General features: G+C 34.1%; 19 protein-coding genes. 7 read left to right on the top strand and 12 right to left on the bottom strand.

Translation table 11 applies throughout. The annotated features are described in order from the left end of the window. Positions 1-7 precede the first annotated feature (7 nt). Positions 8-460, bottom strand: a complete 453-nt coding sequence (locus ACYFX0_RS12025) for a methylated-DNA--[protein]-cysteine S-methyltransferase (RefSeq protein WP_000283913.1) — start codon at positions 458-460, stop codon at positions 8-10. A 133-nt stretch (positions 461-593) separates the two neighbouring features. Here ACYFX0_RS12025 and namA point away from each other — a divergent pair, with 133 nt between their 5' ends. Next, on the top strand, positions 594-1631 hold the full coding sequence (gene namA, locus ACYFX0_RS12020) for an NADPH dehydrogenase NamA (RefSeq protein ID WP_001083641.1): 1038 nt from the start codon (positions 594-596) through the stop codon (positions 1629-1631). A gap of 29 nt (positions 1632-1660) precedes the next feature. On the opposite strand, the gene ACYFX0_RS12015 is transcribed toward namA, so the two are convergent. Both ACYFX0_RS12015 and ACYFX0_RS12010 read right to left on the bottom strand, forming a co-directional pair. Beyond that, positions 1661-2320 carry an oxidoreductase gene (locus ACYFX0_RS12015; protein WP_001042731.1) on the bottom strand — a complete coding sequence of 220 codons (660 nt, stop codon included), beginning with the start codon at positions 2318-2320 and terminating at the stop codon, positions 1661-1663. A 115-nt stretch (positions 2321-2435) separates the two neighbouring features. Further along, positions 2436-2585 (bottom strand): hypothetical protein, encoded by a 150-nt coding sequence (locus ACYFX0_RS12010; protein ID WP_000540932.1) that lies wholly within the window; start codon positions 2583-2585, stop codon positions 2436-2438. Positions 2586-2851: 266 nt separating this feature from the next. Between ACYFX0_RS12010 and ACYFX0_RS12005 the strand changes: the two genes are divergently transcribed. Together ACYFX0_RS12005 and ACYFX0_RS12000 are read left to right on the top strand one after the other, a co-directional pair. Then, positions 2852-3802 carry a metal ABC transporter substrate-binding protein gene (locus ACYFX0_RS12005; RefSeq protein WP_001126157.1) on the top strand — a complete coding sequence of 317 codons (951 nt, stop codon included), beginning with the start codon at positions 2852-2854 and terminating at the stop codon, positions 3800-3802. 138 nt (positions 3803-3940) lie between these two features. Continuing rightward, the gene (locus ACYFX0_RS12000) at positions 3941-4411 is read left to right on the top strand and encodes a GNAT family N-acetyltransferase (protein WP_001048684.1); all 471 of its coding nucleotides are present in this window, start codon (positions 3941-3943) and stop codon (positions 4409-4411) included. Between the two features lie 112 nt (positions 4412-4523). Here the strand turns inward: ACYFX0_RS12000 and ACYFX0_RS11995 are convergent, their stop codons facing one another. Next, the gene (locus ACYFX0_RS11995; protein WP_000613427.1) at positions 4524-5474 is read right to left on the bottom strand and encodes a CobW family GTP-binding protein; all 951 of its coding nucleotides are present in this window, start codon (positions 5472-5474) and stop codon (positions 4524-4526) included. 165 nt (positions 5475-5639) lie between these two features. On the opposite strand from ACYFX0_RS11995, the gene ACYFX0_RS11990 reads away from it, so the two are divergent. Next, positions 5640-6542: an aldo/keto reductase gene (locus ACYFX0_RS11990; RefSeq protein ID WP_000442822.1), complete on the top strand. Its 903-nt coding sequence runs from the start codon at positions 5640-5642 to the stop codon at positions 6540-6542. A gap of 24 nt (positions 6543-6566) precedes the next feature. Here ACYFX0_RS11990 and ACYFX0_RS11985 read toward each other — a convergent pair whose 3' ends face one another. Next, positions 6567-7151: a GNAT family N-acetyltransferase gene (locus tag ACYFX0_RS11985; protein WP_460270567.1), complete on the bottom strand. Its 585-nt coding sequence runs from the start codon at positions 7149-7151 to the stop codon at positions 6567-6569. An 84-nt stretch (positions 7152-7235) separates the two neighbouring features. After that, positions 7236-8699, bottom strand: a complete 1464-nt coding sequence (locus ACYFX0_RS11980) for a flavin monoamine oxidase family protein (RefSeq protein WP_142398779.1) — start codon at positions 8697-8699, stop codon at positions 7236-7238. Between the two features lie 177 nt (positions 8700-8876). Here ACYFX0_RS11980 and ACYFX0_RS11975 point away from each other — a divergent pair, with 177 nt between their 5' ends. Together ACYFX0_RS11975 and ACYFX0_RS11970 are read left to right on the top strand one after the other, a co-directional pair. After that, entirely contained in the window at positions 8877-9068 is a 192-nt protein-coding gene (locus tag ACYFX0_RS11975) for a DUF3896 domain-containing protein (protein ID WP_000683363.1), read from the top strand. Positions 9069-9172: 104 nt separating this feature from the next. Further along, positions 9173-10174, top strand: coding sequence for an LLM class flavin-dependent oxidoreductase (locus ACYFX0_RS11970; protein ID WP_000594035.1), 1002 nt, complete (start codon positions 9173-9175; stop codon positions 10172-10174). A 44-nt stretch (positions 10175-10218) separates the two neighbouring features. Here the strand turns inward: ACYFX0_RS11970 and ACYFX0_RS11965 are convergent, their stop codons facing one another. The 3 genes from ACYFX0_RS11965 to ACYFX0_RS11955 form a co-directional block, all read right to left on the bottom strand. After that, on the bottom strand, positions 10219-11163 hold the full coding sequence (locus ACYFX0_RS11965; protein WP_000798312.1) for an alpha/beta hydrolase: 945 nt from the start codon (positions 11161-11163) through the stop codon (positions 10219-10221). 214 nt (positions 11164-11377) lie between these two features. Next, a complete protein-coding gene (locus ACYFX0_RS11960; RefSeq protein ID WP_000488205.1) occupies positions 11378-11833 on the bottom strand; it encodes a DUF3939 domain-containing protein in 456 nt (151 codons plus the stop codon). 102 nt (positions 11834-11935) lie between these two features. After that, a complete protein-coding gene (locus ACYFX0_RS11955) occupies positions 11936-12379 on the bottom strand; it encodes a Dps family protein (RefSeq protein ID WP_000105199.1) in 444 nt (147 codons plus the stop codon). Positions 12380-12620: 241 nt separating this feature from the next. On the opposite strand from ACYFX0_RS11955, the gene ACYFX0_RS11950 reads away from it, so the two are divergent. Beyond that, positions 12621-13661 (top strand): YkvI family membrane protein, encoded by a 1041-nt coding sequence (locus ACYFX0_RS11950; protein WP_460270563.1) that lies wholly within the window; start codon positions 12621-12623, stop codon positions 13659-13661. Between the two features lie 34 nt (positions 13662-13695). Here ACYFX0_RS11950 and ACYFX0_RS11945 read toward each other — a convergent pair whose 3' ends face one another. From ACYFX0_RS11945 to ACYFX0_RS11935, 3 genes are all read right to left on the bottom strand, one after another. Then, a complete protein-coding gene (locus tag ACYFX0_RS11945) occupies positions 13696-14061 on the bottom strand; it encodes a DUF3979 family protein (RefSeq protein ID WP_000965064.1) in 366 nt (121 codons plus the stop codon). Positions 14062-14382: 321 nt separating this feature from the next. Continuing rightward, positions 14383-14688, bottom strand: coding sequence for a hypothetical protein (locus tag ACYFX0_RS11940; protein WP_000539571.1), 306 nt, complete (start codon positions 14686-14688; stop codon positions 14383-14385). A gap of 196 nt (positions 14689-14884) precedes the next feature. Further along, positions 14885-16867: a HAMP domain-containing methyl-accepting chemotaxis protein gene (locus ACYFX0_RS11935; RefSeq protein WP_000517283.1), complete on the bottom strand. Its 1983-nt coding sequence runs from the start codon at positions 16865-16867 to the stop codon at positions 14885-14887. Positions 16868-17007 lie beyond the last annotated feature (140 nt).

Here is a 17007-nt window from a genome sequence, read left to right as displayed (position 1 = left end):
CCATACGTCATTTCAAAATACCTTCGTGTTTTAATAACCACTCTTTCCTCCATAAACCACCAGCATATCCAACAAGCTTTCCACTCTTTCCTATTACACGGTGACATGGAACAATTATTGAAATTGGATTCCGACTATTTGCCCCTCCTATTGCCCGTACAGCTTTTGTATTTCCAACTTTCTCTGCAATATCTAAATATGAAGCACTTACGCCGTATGGAATAGTATAAAGTGCATCCCATACATTTTTTTGAAATGCTGTTCCCTCCGCAGACAGCGGGACCGTAAACTCTTTTCTTTTCCCTTTAAAATATTCATCTAACTCATTTATACATTGTTCTATCATTTCATTTTTATTTTCTTCTTGTCGTTCATCAACAAATATAACAGACGTAATTCCTTCTTGATTCGCTGTAATTTCAAGCAAACCTACTTCGCTTTCATAATAAGCCTGGTACATATGCCATCCTCCAATTCAGTTCATATTAGTCATTGTAACACGAATATACAAAATTTTTCGTATAAGCGTTTTATTAGAGAAACAAAAAAGAGAATGATACAATGTAAGAAAATTCAATCTAGGAGGCTATTGGATGAATTCCGAACTTTTTTCACCTTATACAATTAAGGACGTTACATTAAAAAACCGGATTGTTATGTCACCTATGTGCATGTATTCATCGGAAAACGGGGATGGCCAAGTAACGAATTTCCATCTCATTCATTATGGAACAAGAGCTGCCGGTCAAGTTGGTTTAGTTATGATTGAAGCAACAGCCGTTTTAGCTGAAGGACGAATTTCTAATAAAGACTTAGGCATTTGGGATGACAACCTAATTGAAGGCTTACATAAAACGACTACTTTTATACATGATAACGGTGCAAAAGCTGCCATTCAACTCGCTCACGCCGGAAGAAAAGCTGAATTAGATATGAATGCTTTCGCTCCTTCTGCAATTCCTTTTAATGATACGATGAAAATACCAGTAGAAATGAATATACAGCAAATCAAAGAGACTATATTAGCTTTTCAGAGGGCCGCGTTACGTTCAAAACAAGCCGGATTTGATGTTATCGAACTACATGGCGCTCACGGTTACCTTATCAATGAATTCCTATCACCACTTACTAATAAACGAACGGATGAATACGGCGGCTCACCTGAAAACCGCTATCGCTTCTTACGCGAAATCATCGACTCTGTAAATAAAGTTTGGGACGGACCAATATTCGTTCGTATTTCAGCAAATGATTATCATCCTGACGGGTTAACAGTTCAAGATTATGTTCAGTATACAAAATGGATGAAAGAACAAGGAGTAGATTTAATTGATTGTAGCTCTGGGGCTGTTGTCCCTGCACGCATCGATGTTTATCCTGGGTATCAAGTACAATATGCTAAACATATTAAAGAGCATGCTAACATTGCAACTGGTGCAGTTGGATTGATTACGACTGGATCTCAAGCAGAGCAAATTTTAAATGATAACGAAGCAGATTTAATTTTCATCGGACGTGAGTTACTTCGCAACCCGTACTTCCCGAGAATAGCAGCCAATGAACTTGGCTTTGAATTGCAAGAACCTCACCAATATAAGCGAGCACCAGGAAAAATTCATACGAATAAATAAAACCGAGAAGTCATTCTTCTCGGTTTTATTTATTCTATCGTTGGAATTTCATTTGAATTATAAGTATGGATACCCGATTCTTCGCGCAGCGCGGTTATATACATCCCTTTCGCCACATCTTTAGCTGAAATTGGTTTATACTTTTTGAAAGCCCCTTTAAAGATAAAAGGAATAATACGAGATAACTTTTCAGCCATTCGTTCGCCGAAACGAAATTCTTGTCGATTTCCTACTAATAATGATGGTCTAAAAATGTGAATACCACCGATCACTAACTTTTGCAATTCTTCTTCCATTCTTCCTTTCACTTGTGAATAAAAGAAAAATGATTTAGGATTCGCTCCCATAGAAGACACAACAAGGAAATTTTGTACCCCTTGTTTTTCAGCTAAACAAGCAGCTCGTAACGTATATTCATAATCTACTTTTTTAAAATTTGCTTTTGTTTTTGCTTTTTTTATTGTTGTTCCTAAGCAACTAAAAACATCATCCACAGCAAAGAACTCTTTATATTCCTCTAATACCGAAAAATCAACTTGTTTCTGCTGTAACTTTTCATGTTGCCATTGCATTGGATCTCTTACAAAAATAGTAACCGAATCATAGTAATCTGATTCAAGTAATAGACGCGTTATCTCTTGTCCAACTAAACCACTTGCACCAAGTATTAACGCTGTTCGCTTATTCATATATGCATATACCTCTTATTTTACTTTTCTCTCCTTCAGTAAAATACAACCTTTAGGAGTTTCCTGATCTTATTTTACCACAAGTAAAACACTATGCGTACGCATAGTGTTTTACTTACTCTTTTTTCTCATCTCTCTCTTGTAATTTCGTTATTGTTGTAGCGTCCCCTAAATTACTTATTAATCTTCTTAAAAAAATTAATACAAAAGATAATGGCAATACTACCGCTAATATTAATAAAATAGCTTCCATTAAGTAACCCAAACGCTCACCCCCCTCTTTAACCTCCTTTTCAATATATGAAAACAGCGTTGTCACATATGCATGCATTTGCAAAAATAATACACTTATATTTGACAACTTTATAACAAAAACAAATCGGAATGATTATTATTTATTGCAACTTTATTAAAGATGTATTATACTAAGTTCGCAAACTAAAACGTAATTATTCCGTTTTGTATTAAAATGATATTTTTCTTCTATAATTGGGGAAAATATATCCGTAAAAAAGAAAAGAGGAGAACTTCATGCCTAAAAGATTGACTATATTTTCATTCTTACTTATTTTCACCTTAATTTTCGCTGGCTGCTCAAATAAAAAAGAAAGTAATGCCAAGAAAGATGGAAAGCTAACAGTTTATACAACGATTTTCCCACTTGCTGATTTCGCAAAGAAAATCGGTGGCGACTATGTAAATGTTGAAGCAATTTACCCACCTGGTGCAGATTCACATACATTTGAACCAAGTCAAAAACAAACAGTACAAGTTGCAAAAGCTAATTTATTCGTTTATAACGGCGCTGAATTAGAACCATTTGCTGAAAAAATGGAAAAAACATTACAAAAAGAAAATGTTAAAATTGTAAATGCATCTAAAGGTATTGAGCTTCGTGCTTCTACTGAAGAAGAGCATCATGATCATGGAGATGGCCATAAAGAAGATGAACATCATCACGATAAAGACCCGCATGTTTGGTTAGATCCTACTCTAGCAATGAAACAGGCGGAAAAAATTAAAAATGCACTTGTAGAATTACAACCTGAACATAAACAAGAATTCGAAAAAAACTTCGCCGCACTTCAAACTAAATTTACTGATTTAGACGATCAATTTAAGGCAGCTGTAGCGAACGCAAAAACGAAAGAAATTTTAGTTTCTCATGCTGCCTATGGTTACTGGGAACAACGATACGGCCTAAAACAAATTCCTATCGCTGGAATTTCAGCTTCTGATGAACCATCTCAAAAGCAGCTTGCTGACATTACAAAAACAGTAAAAGAACATAGTCTAAAATATATTTTATTCGAAACGTTCTCTACTCCAAAAGTAGCATCCGTAATTCAAAAAGAAACTGGTACAAAAGTTTTACGCTTAAATCACTTAGCTACTATTTCTGAAGATGATGCGAAAAATAATAAAGATTACTTCACTTTAATGGAAGAAAACGTAAACACATTGAAAGAAGCAACAAACTAATCCATTATATTTTCTAGGCAGCTGAATCTGGTATTCAGCTGCCTTTTTATGTATTTATCCTTGACTTGACCAAAATAACAAGTAAAATTATCCATATTAGCTTTAAAGCTATATTAATTTAGAAGGTGAGTTGGAATTATGAATCTTCACATTTGTGAAGTAACAGCAAAAAATTGGCGTTCAGTAGTTGCTTTAAACGTCACAAAAGATCAGCAACAATTTATTGAAAGTAACGCGTTTTCTTTAGCAGAATCATTATATGAAGGAAACGGAACGTCAGTAGGTTTATATGATGGAGAAACACTTGTAGGTTATGCAATGTATGGATGGTATTCAGTAAAACATAAAAGTGTATGGCTCGATCGCTTTATGATTGACCAACAATATCAAGGAAAAGGATACGCAAAACGTTTCCTTCGCTTACTCATTCAATTCTTACAAGAAAAATTTGAATGCAAAATAATTTACTTAAGTTTACATCCAGACAACAAACTTGCAATGGGACTGTATGAATCATTTGGTTTCCGCTTAAATGGTGATATTGATGATGAAGGTCCAGTTGTAGGTGTTGTAATGGAGTTACTAATAGACGAAAATACAAGCCTGTGAAAACAGGCTTTTTATTATACATTTATCAATTTTTAATTTCTTTCCCTTATTTAATTCTGTTTTGCAATCTAATAGAATGTTCATAAAAAATAAGCCTGCAATTTACGCAGACTTATTTCACACACTCCTGAAAATGTTCTTGGAACCACTCTTTATTAATATCTCTTCCGATGAAAACTACTTCACTTACTCGCTCTTCACCCTCTTGCCACTCTCTATCGTACGAAGCGGCAAATAAAGTATGTACACCTTGGAAAACGATACGTTTATCTACTCCATCTATCGATAAAATTCCTTTGTAACGATATAAATATTCCCCTAGCTCTTGAACGACAGCTGACATCCACTCATTAAGCTTTTGTAAATCCAGCGGACGTTCTTCACGTAATACAAATGATTTCACACCTTCTAAGTGATTATGTTCTTTATGAGGGTAAATTTGCAACGTATCTTTCGTTTTAAACGTTTGGATTTGTAATAAAGATGGTATATCTACCTCACAGTTAGTCGCCTCAATTAACTTTGCAGTCGGGTTAATTCCTTGAATTTCATGCAAGAGATTTTCTTTCTCACTCTCTTCAATTAAATCTAATTTATTTACTAAAACGACATCCGCAAACGCAATTTGCTCTTTTGCCTCTAATCCTTTTTCAAAATGTTTATGTATATGATAACTATCTACCACCGTTACAACACCGTTAATTTGGTATGCAGATTGAATGACTGGATCTAAAAAGAATGTTTGAATAATCGGCCCTGGATTTGCAAGTCCAGTCGTTTCAATTACTAAACCATCAAAATCCATTTTCCCTTCTGCTTTTACGTCCAGTAACTGTTTTAAAGCAACAAGTAAATCTTCACGTACAGTACAGCATAAACAGCCATTTGTCATTTCCATAATTTCTTCTTCTACATTCATAATCAACTGATTATCAATGCCAATTTGCCCTATTTCATTTACAATCACCGCTAATTTCTTACCGTGATTTTCTGATAAAATACGATTTAATAAAGTCGTTTTCCCTGATCCAAGAAAACCAGTTAATATTGTTACTGGAATCATTCCTTACATCTCCTTATAGCTATATGTTTCTACATTATAGCATATAGAGAAAATCATTTTTTTAGCAAAACATATTTATTGTATGTACGCCCCCCAAACTATATAATAACACGTAGTAAGAAAGCCTTTTCAAAATAATAATCATTCATCAAGGGGGTACTTATAATGGAACGAGTTCAAATGAATGAAACGCTAGAATTCTCTCGTATTATTCAAGGATTTTGGCGTTTAGCAGAATGGAATATGACGAAACAAGAATTACTTTCTTTCATTGAAGATTGTATGGATATGGGAATTACTACTTTTGATCACGCTGACATTTACGGCGGATATACGTGTGAAGGATTATTTGGCGAAGCTTTACAATTAAAGCCTTCCTTACGAGAAAACATGCAAATTATTACAAAGTGTGGAATCGCTCCCCCATCACCAAAATTTCCAGAGCGATATGTTGCTCACTACAATACTAGTGCAGAGCACATTATTCAAAGTGCAGAAGCATCACTAAAAAATTTACATACAGATTATATTGACGTATTACTTATTCATCGTCCCGACCCTTTTATGGATCCAAATGAAGTGGCAAAGGCATTTTCACAATTAAAACAAGAAGGAAAAGTTCGTCACTTCGGTGTATCTAACTTCTTACCTTCACAATTTAATATGTTAAGTTCTTACTTAGATTTCCCGCTTATTACGAACCAAATTGAAGTTTCTGCATTGCAGCTTGAGCACTTTGAAAAAGGGACAATTGATTTATGCCAAGAAAAACGAATCAATCCAATGATTTGGTCACCTCTTGCTGGTGGGGAAATCTTTACTGGTCAATCAGAACGCGCCGTACGTGTACGTGAAACTGTGCAAAAAGTTGCTACTGAGCTAGGTGTTACTAGTATCGATACGGTTATGTATGCTTGGTTACTTGCGCATCCAGCTAACATGATGCCAATCGTTGGATCTGGTAAATTAGATCGTGTAAAAACGGCCGCTCTTGCTACAAACGTTAAATTAGATCGTCAACAATGGTTTACAATTTTCGAAAGCTCTAATGGACATCCTGTACCATAATACACAAAAAGAAGAGCTGTTTCTTTACAGCTCTTCTTTTTTATATGTATTTCTCGTCATTGCAAATACACACATATCCCTTAATCCATTTCCATCTACTGCAACGCTCGCACTTTCTAACGTACCTTCTAACTTAAAGCCTAATTTCTCAGGTATCGCTCTACTCTTCTTATTGAAAGAATCACAACGAATTTCTACACGGTTTGCTTTCAATTCAGAAAAAGCGTAATCCGTTATACCTTTCGCAGCCTCTACCATATAGCCTTTTCCACTAAACCTTGTATCAATCCAATATCCGATTTCAAATTGAGGTATATCCCAATTAATACGATGTAATCCGGCTGAAGCAATAAATTCACCTGTTTCTTTCGAAAATACTAGTAATCTTAAATCTTCACGTTGCAAAAATTGAATATGTGATTTTCTAATACTTTCTTCTATTTCTTCCTCTGTTTGCTCTTTTTGTGCAAAAGCCATCCAAGGTTTTAGTTCTTGTATTGAAGCTTGAATTGCATCATATACAACTTTACCATCTCCTGGTTTCGGCATTCGAATAAAAAGCCTGTCAGTATAAAATTCAGAAGGAAAATCGAATAATAACGGATTCACTGTAAACACTCCCTATAATTCTTTTATATATAATAATATCCATCTCAATTTATATAGTAAAGAATTTTCTGAATTAAACACATTTTACTCATTCACTTCCATCGCTACAAAAATTCCAGATTCAATCGCACCTTGAATCCATCCGTGATATAGCGTTGTATGATCTCCAGCGAAGAATATTCTCCCCTCTGGTTTGACAATCGCTGGTTGTAGCTCAGATTCTTGACCTGCTTGAAAAAGCGCAAATCCTCCAAGCGCATACGGATCCAATGTCCAGCTTTTTGATATTCCAGATATGAACTCATCATACACTTGACCTCCTAATATTGTTGCTAAGTTGTGTAAGGCGTAATAAATACGATCGCCTTTTGATAAACCATCCCATAACAATGCATCGTAAGACCATGTATAGCTACCTAACATCATAGCAGGTCCTTTTTCTCCAATTCCATGACTTGGATAATAGGCATAACGAATTGGCAAATCTGTTATAATTCTGCCACCTAATTGCCCTTGTTCTTCCCAAAATCTGCTTTTAAATTGAATTCCTATTTTCGTCGCAGGCATGTAATGCAATTCACGAATTGCTTTCCATTTTTCATGAGATATAGAATCAAACGGATCTACTTCTACAAAACGCATTGTCGAAAACGGGATAGTAACAATAACTAAATCTCCTGTAATACTACTATATTCAAAAGTTTCCTCGTTCCGATAGAAAGCTGTCACACCATTATCGTGTTGATGTAACTTCATTAATTTTTGATTATATATAATATTTTCTTCTAATTGCGGTAAAAATGACTTTGGTAATCTATCATTCCCGCCCATAATTTCACAAAATCCGCTCTCCTCTTGCATAATGTATAGAAATCGTAAAGTCTCTACAAACGACCGCTCTAAAAAACCTTCTAAATCTAATAGAACACCGATCATCTCAATTGTTACTGGCGAAAAGTAAGTATTATACTGATAAGGATGATACTTTAAAAATTGTCCTGTGGAATATCTCCCAAAATCCTTCACTACAACATCCCAATTTTTCTCTGGATTTCTTTTAATAAAATTTATTATCGGCTGTACTGCTAATAACAATAGTTCTTCAGACGTTTTTCCCACTTCGTTCATTTCCACAGGATACCTTAAAATACTCGGATCCTTTTCATATTGTTTCAACGTCGTTTTCCGTCCATTTACATAAATAATATCCGTCTCATTCCTATTAATAAAAGGACTCACCTGTAGCCCAAATTTTCTTATATATGCTATCGTTAACCTATGTGTATACGGAATTCTCATTGCTCCCACATCTAAATATAATCCGGTATCTTCCATTCTAACTGTCTCTATACGGCCACCTACCCGGTTGTTTGCTTCAAAAATTTTCACATCATGTCCTGCAGCCTTTAATAAAGATGCTGAAACTAATCCAGCCATACCAGCTCCCACTACAATAATTTGTTTTGGACTTATCGTCTTCTTCAATCCTTTATCTATAACTTTTAACGCTTCATCCATTTCAGTGTTATACATTATATCTTTCTGCACAATTCCACCCCTTATTTCATCAAATGGACGTTAGTGGTTTAGTGCATTTTATTCATAGATCTCCATAAACATAACACCATTGCAATTTGAATATTCACTAAAAATACATAAGAGACAGATTTCATATTTCTTTATGCTTCGTATAATATAGCAACTGCAAAGAAGGAGTGGTTAAAAATGAAACATACTTATGACTACCATGCTACAAAAAAACATTTAGAATTAAAGAAACAAAACTTATGTAAAAAACTTAGCAATATGACACTATCTGCAAAAGAACGTGAACAGCTAAAACGTGAAATTGACAACTATGAATATATTTTAAATCTAGTCGAAATGAATCATTATGAACGCGGATTTTCTCATTAAAAGCGGAAATAAGATTATCCGCTTTTCATTTTGAGCATTTCACTACGCATTTTTCATAAGTAAATATATAATAGGATGTACATTAAGATTGAGAGGTATATTCTATGATCAAGTTAAGTGTATTAGACCAATCACCTATTTCAGATGGTAGCACAGCAGCCCAAGCTTTTTCACATACAGTTACGCTTGCACAAGAAGTTGAAAAACTCGGATTCACACGTTTTTGGGTATCCGAACATCATAATTCCGTAGGCTTAGCTGGTTCAAGTCCAGAAATACTTATTTCTCATATTGCCGCAAAAACGGACCATATTAGAGTCGGTTCAGGTGGTGTTATGTTACCGCATTATAGCCCATATAAAGTCGCTGAGAATTTCCGTGTTTTAGAAGCACTGTATCCAAATCGTATCGATCTCGGTGTTGGTAGAGCCCCTGGTGGTATGCCAATAGCAACTCGCGCACTTCAAGAAGGGAAAATGGTCTCACTTGATCAATATCCAGAACAAATTGCAGACGTTGCAATGTACATACATGATCAAGTACCAGAAAACCATCACTATGCAAACTTAAAAGCCACTCCAGTTATCCCAACATCTCCTGAAATGTGGATGCTCGGTTCTAGTGGAGAGAGCGCTAAAATTGCTGCAAACAACGGAGCTTCTTTCGCATTTGCACAATTTATTAATGGCTTTGGAGGCCCTGAAGTTATGAGGGCTTACCAAGAACAATATCAGCCCTCATTTTTAGGAGATAAACCAAAGTCAATCGTTGCTATTTTTGTTATTTGCGGAGAAACAAATGAAGAAGCAGAAAAAATTGCTTCTAGTTTAGATTTATCAATCTTATTATTAGAGCAAGGAAAACCAACTACTGGTACACCTTCTATTGAAACTGCTCAAAATTATTCATACAGCGCTTATGATTTATTCCGTATAAAAGAAAATCGTCAACGTATGATTGTTGGTGATCCGTCTTCTGTAAAAGAAAAAATAATAAACTTAAGCAAAGCATACAATACTGACGAATTTATGATTGTCACGATTACTCATCAATTCGAACATAAATTAAAGTCTTATCGCTTACTAGCAAATGCTTTTAATTTATAATTCTAAAAAGAGATGCATCACATATGATGCATCTCTTTTTCTTACTACTTATTGTTTTCATTTCCTATATATTCAATAGCTTCTTTTAATAGCTCATCAAAGTTAATAGGATAATTATGATCTAAGTCAGGCACAACTTTATACTTATGTTCTATATTCTTATCTCTTAATAGTTGTACAAATTGCTGCACGGATTCGAAACAATCTTCATCTTGATCCCCGCATACTATATATCCTTTTATATGTTTATCCTGCAGCACACTCAACAACTCATCCCATTCTTCAATCTTGGGAAGCCAGGGTGCCATAAAAACAAAACCATCTACATCTATATCTTTTTGTAAAATCGTATATAAAGCTACTCTTGCCCCTGCAGAAAAACCACCAATTATTACATTTTCTACTGTATGATTTTCTATAAACTTATTGTAATGCTCTTTTAATTCCCCTTTCCCTCTCTCTAGATCATCCCAAACAAATCCACCTGAAAACTGAATTTGTGAAGACTGTGGTAAAGCTAACGTGTAATCTTGTGTCAAAACTGATTTCCAATATGGCTCTACTATTTGAATATTTTCTTGGTCACCATGTAATGTAAGTAGTAGATTTCCCTCTTTCTTGCTGTATATATATTTCACGTCTGGTCTTTCCGTTTTATGTGCTAATCCTTCTCTTTCTTTACATAATTGAACCATTGTATGAAATTCTTCAAATTTATGTAGTGATTTTAAATCATCGTCCGAAATTAAATACTCATTTCCATACCAGAATCCCTTTTCTATAATGGCCTCTCTCATTAAATGTAATGCTTCTTTTTCAAGTCCCGATGCACTTGCGAGCGCATACTTAAAATTATATATTTGCGCCTCATTCCCTATTACACCTGTAGCATTTTCCATTATATAATTGTACGCTTCAAAACTTCCTTTATTTGCATAACAACGTAACGTTTCATTTAATAATTGAATGTAAGTCATACTATTTTTCATGTACCAATTCCCCCGAAACCTTTTATAATATTTTTTTGCGAATCTTTATACCACTTTGTATAACCTACGCTAACAATATCTTATTCTCAGAATGATGCTTAATAGTTACTCTTCCCTGTCCAATGCATTTAGTATAAATGAAAATAGACTGAAAAATCAATATTTTAACAAACAAAAAAAGACAACAATATATGTATTGTTGTTTTCATTACATCTACCCGCTCTTTTGTTTTTTTCTATCTGGTTTACTTGAAACTAAATAATGTTTTTCTGAAATATATAAGTCTCTTTTTAAGCTACGATTTAAGTAAGGTCCTAGTTTCATTCCGCATATGAGGCGATCTTCGCTACCTTCAACAATTGGGAACATTTCTTTTTCTGTTACGTATTGATCTACTGCTTTTTGTACGACATCAATTTCTTTCACTAGGTTTAAATTTTCTGCTGTATGTTCAAATACCTCAAGCGTTTCCTTCGTTATGAGAAAATCATTTGTTGGAAATGCAGGTAAATACGGTTTTAACAAATCATAATTCACTGTATAATCGTCATTTACTAATACTGTATAAACAATATTAGCATTCGTTTCTAAAAACTGAGCCATCGCTTGTTCTAATTCATCTTTCGTAATTTCCCGCTCTTCTTTTCCAGTTCTGAAAAAGCGAAACATCGCATCGCCTCCTTTTTACTATATTATAGCATAAAAGAAAACTGAAAAATCATAAAAAAACCCATTGAAATAATTTTTCAATGGGTTTCTATATATTTATCGTTATTTTAAGAATGCACTTAGCATCCATACATGTTGTTCTAATGTTGTATGAATTGCTAACAACATGTCAGCTGATGTTTCATCGCCAGCTTCGCCCGCAACTTCCATACCTTCTTTTAATTCTTGAATAAGTGCAGAATAATCATTCACTAATGTTTGCACCATTTCTTCTGCAGATTCTTTGCTTGTCCCTTCGCTGACACTAGATGTTGCGAGATATTCTTTCATTGTCGCTAATGGTTTACCTTCTAAAGCTAAAATACGTTCTGCTAACTCATCAATATACGTTCCAGCTTCATTATAAAACTCTTCAAATTTCTCATGTAATGTAAAGAAGTGTGGCCCTGTCACATACCAGTGATAATTATGTAGTTTCACATATAACACATTCCAGTTTGCTACCTGCTTGTTTAATACTTCAACAACATTTGTTTTCGTACTCATACAACCCACTCCTCTTATCATTTTGTAATGTTTATCTTTTAATAACCTAATTACATTTTACCATACATTCCCTTTCCTTTCGAACAATCGGCTTATATGTAACAAAGTTTTAACACCTTTAATACTTCCCTAATATCATTTAATTCATGTATTTTTTCAAACACTTCATACGTCTAATTGTCCAAGCTCATACATATGCATAATAGTACATCAAGCTCATCATAGTAGAAAGAGGGATAACATGGACAATCAACAATGGCAAGTAGCAAAGAAAGTAGCTGCTACTTATATCGGAACTGTCGTTGGAGCTGGATTTGCTACTGGACGAGAAATTGTTGAATTTTTCACAGTGAATGGATTATATGGGACAATTGGCATATGTGTAAGTGGATTTTTTTTTATTTGGCTCGGCACAAAGATGATGTTACTTTCATCGCAAATTGGGGCATTTTCAGCGCAAGAATTTAACAAATATTTATTTGGGGGTGTATTTGGGAATGTTGTAAACACATTATTATTACTCGTTTTATTCGGCGTAACGAGCGTTATGTTATCAGGGGCTGGTGCAGTATTTGAAGAGCAACTTCGCTTACCAAGACAACTCGGTATTCTCATTACAGTTATCGCTTGTCTCATTATAAGTAGCCGCGGATTACAAGGTGTTTTTGAAGTAAATACACTTGTCGTACCTATTATGATGATTTTTATTATCGGACTTGCTATTACAACCTTTTTTCACGGTACACCTTCCATTAATAACACTATTCCTGCAGAGAGTTGGAATATGAAATGGATTACTAGCCCTATTACATATGTCGCCTTAAATCTTTCTCTCGCCCAAAGTGTTCTCGTCCCATTAGCCAGTGAAGTTAAGGATCGAAAAGCCATTTTTTGGGGTGGGATTTTAGGGGGTGCTGGACTTTCTTTAATTTTATTATGCAGCCATTTAGCAATCTTATCAGTCGATCAATTTTATCAATATAACATCCCAATGGCTGAAGTCATAAGAAGATTTAATGCAACTTTTCACTTCTTCTTCGTTCTCATTATTTTCGGTGAAGTTTTCACAACTTTAGTTGGTAATGTGTTCGGAATGACAAAACAGATGCAATCTATTACTGGGTGGAAAAATAACAATATTATTTTCTTTATTTTACTAATTAGTTATTGCTTTAGTTACATCGGTTACAGTGACTTACTTCACATTCTATATCCTATCATCGGATGGGTAAGTATTGTTATACTTCCAATCATTGCATTTAAACAACTTCAAAAAACATAAAAAAGCATCCATGTTATTGGATGCTTTTTTATGTTCATTCACAATCATCACATACTTCCCAGTACGGCCCCATTTCTAATGCTAAATATGGCTTTAATTGCAACCGAATCATTCGACTAGGCATGCGCTCTAAAACAAATTGAATACCCTCTTCATCTTCGTCTAATTCAACTTTTGAAATCGCAATTCTTTGCATAGTCGTAATGGGAATTCCATCTTTATATAAAGTGATTTTCACCTCATCGTATTCATTAAAATACAATTCGACACTCATTTGATTTTTCAGAATTTCATCAACAATTTTATATGTATCATTTTGTTCTTGGATTATATATTTCCATCCGCCTCTATCTTCTTTCGGAGCTGTTTGAAATAATGTCTCCAAATCCTCGTATAGCATAAGATAACCCCTCTCTTACTAAAAACGATGAGTATTTTATATACCCTTTATCTCTATCACTATCCATAGCTATTGTACCATATATCACCGTTCTTACCGTATTCATTTGCTTCATACATACTTATAAAACAACTAATTCTATCTCCATTATTATGTATATTACCTCATTACTCCATACTCTCTTACAAGTTCAAATAACATCAGACTTTAATCAATGCAAATATTCTCTACTGTCCGCTTTTATTAGCTTACAGCATTCACACTTTTACATATAGTAAGACTAACACAAATAAAAAAGGAGAGTGACTTATACCACTCCCCTTAAAAGAACTTCCCTATAGCTGCTAAAACTAATACGATTATTAAAATTGCGAATAATAATGAGACAATGAAACTAAAAATAGGTAACGCTTTCTTTTCATTCTTCTTAAATAGTAACTTTAAACTAAGAAAAATATTTACTGGTACAAGTATAAAATAAAAATATTTAACAATTTGCACCGAGCTATTCGAAAGTGTTTTTAATATAAACACTTCAATTAGAAAAACAATAAAAAATGAAATACTTAGCCAAAATGAAACGTAACTAAGCCAAGAATGTCTTTTTGTCCCCCAGTACACTCCCATAATACTCTCCTTTTATTTGTATTCTATAGATTAACAATTATACACAAAGCTAACAAATACCTCTATTTTTCGACAAATATTATGCAAAATACCATTTTAAACGTCATAAGAGGACTCTACATCCCACATTTAAATTTACATAATAAAACAGACTCTCCCAATACATACTTCTATTTTAGGGACAGCCTGTTCTCTGTTAAACTTTAAATCTGTCAATTAGTCCTTGTAACTCTTCAGCCATTTGAGATAACGTGCCCGCTGCGGATCCAATTTCCTCCATCGAAGCTAGCTGTTCTTCAGCTGAAGCCGCAACATTTTGTGTGCTTGTTGCATTATTTTGTGCTGTCATTGCAATTTGTCCTACCGAAATAGATACTTCATTTGCCCCTTTTGACATTCCATTAGCCGTTTCAACCATCGTCTTAATTTGATTAGCTATTTCATTTGTAGATTGTAAAATTTCAGCAAAGTTTTGCTTCGTTTCATTTGCGATAACAAGTCCAGATTGAACTTCCTCATTTACATGATTCATAGATTTGACTGTCTTACCCATATCATCTTGTATTTCACATATTAATTTACTAATTTCACTAGAAGATACGCTAGACTGCTCTGCCAATTTACGTACTTCATCTGCAACAATCGCAAAACCTCTTCCATGCTCACCGGCTCTTGCAGCTTCAATCGCCGCATTTAGAGCTAGAAGGTTTGTTTGATCTGCAATATTTTGAATTACTTCTAAAATATCACCAATTTGTTTTGATTTATTATTTAGTAATTGTATAACTGCATCTGATTGTGACACAGATTCTGCAATAGACTGCATCTGGTTTACTGTTCTTCCTACTAGTTTCCCACCATCTTCTGCTTTTTCACGAGTATGTGCGGAAGCCGTATTAATAGATGATGAACTATTTGCTACATGCTGAATTCCTTCCGTTACATCAAATAGCAACATAGCACCATTTTCTACGCTTGTTGTTTGCGTCGTTGCCCCACTTGATATTTCATCCATTGCGATTGTGATTTGCTCAGTCGCTTCACTTGCTTGCCTTACACTTGCAGTTAGCTCTTCTGATGCCGCTGCAACATGCCCAGCTGAATCGTTAATTCTTCCGATTAACGTCCGTAACGAATTCGTCATCTCATTAAAGCCTTTAGCAAGTTGGCCGATTTCATCATTAGAATGAATTTCAATTGTTTGCGTTAAATCCCCTTCACTTATTTCTTTAGAGGTAACAACTAATCTCTTTAAAGGCTTCGTAATTGAAAGTGTTACAAAATAAATAAGTGCTCCACCTATTACTAATGAGATAAGCATAACAATTAACATATTATAAAATACAGGTTGAGCAGCTTCAATTACTTCACTTGAGTACATAGTCCCACCAATTTTCCAACCTGTTTTTACATTTGTAGCAAATACCATATTCTTTTCACTACCGCCATAAGAATATGAAAAAGCACCGTGATTATCTTCATAAATTTTCTTTGCCCAAGAATCAGCCGCTTTTTCTCCTGATTTTTCTTGTGGATGAGCAATTATTTTTTGCTTTCCATCTAAAATGAAGGCATATCCTTTTTTACCAATATTAATTAACTTTGATGTTTTTAATAAATTATCTAAACTTAAATCTAGCGCAACAACCCCATTTTTATCTTCTGTTTGTTTTGCGATTGTTACGACAATATGTCCATTTCCTTTTGCCTTATACGGCTCAGTAACAACAATACCACCTTGTTTTGCCACTGCATCTTTATACCAAGGTCGTGCTGTTGGATCATAATCTGCTGCCATTTGTATATTTGGTTCTTGCACAAATTTTTTATCATTTCCGGCAACATATACTTGTTCAACATCTTTATTTAAATTTATATATTGAGATAATATTTTTCTTAATTCATCCTGATTATCTCCTTGATACATATTCCCCTGAATCACCCGTGCAAAATTATTCACATCATTAAATTTTGCATCAATCATTTGATTGATTAAATTATCCAGTATTTTTATATTGTCGTTGGCACTACTCTTAATTTGTGATTCAAAATTCTTTTTGGCTGTTTGATAAGACATGCCTCCGATAATAGACACAGCCGCAATTAAAATTACAAAGAATGAAATTAATAGCTTTTTTGCTACTTTCATATCACGAAACAAATTTAATAGTTTACCCATTATGAACCTCCTAATTTTCAAATTTAAAAGTTAAATTGAGTTAATTATTAATATTTCCCAATCCCTAATTATTATTTTCATAACCTATTATGATGAATACTTTGTAAAGTTTAAACAATTAATTTCTCTTTGTCTATATA

This window comes from Bacillus sp. NEAU-Y102 (assembly GCF_054788175.1).
This window is presented reverse-complemented; position numbering and strand designations above follow the sequence as displayed.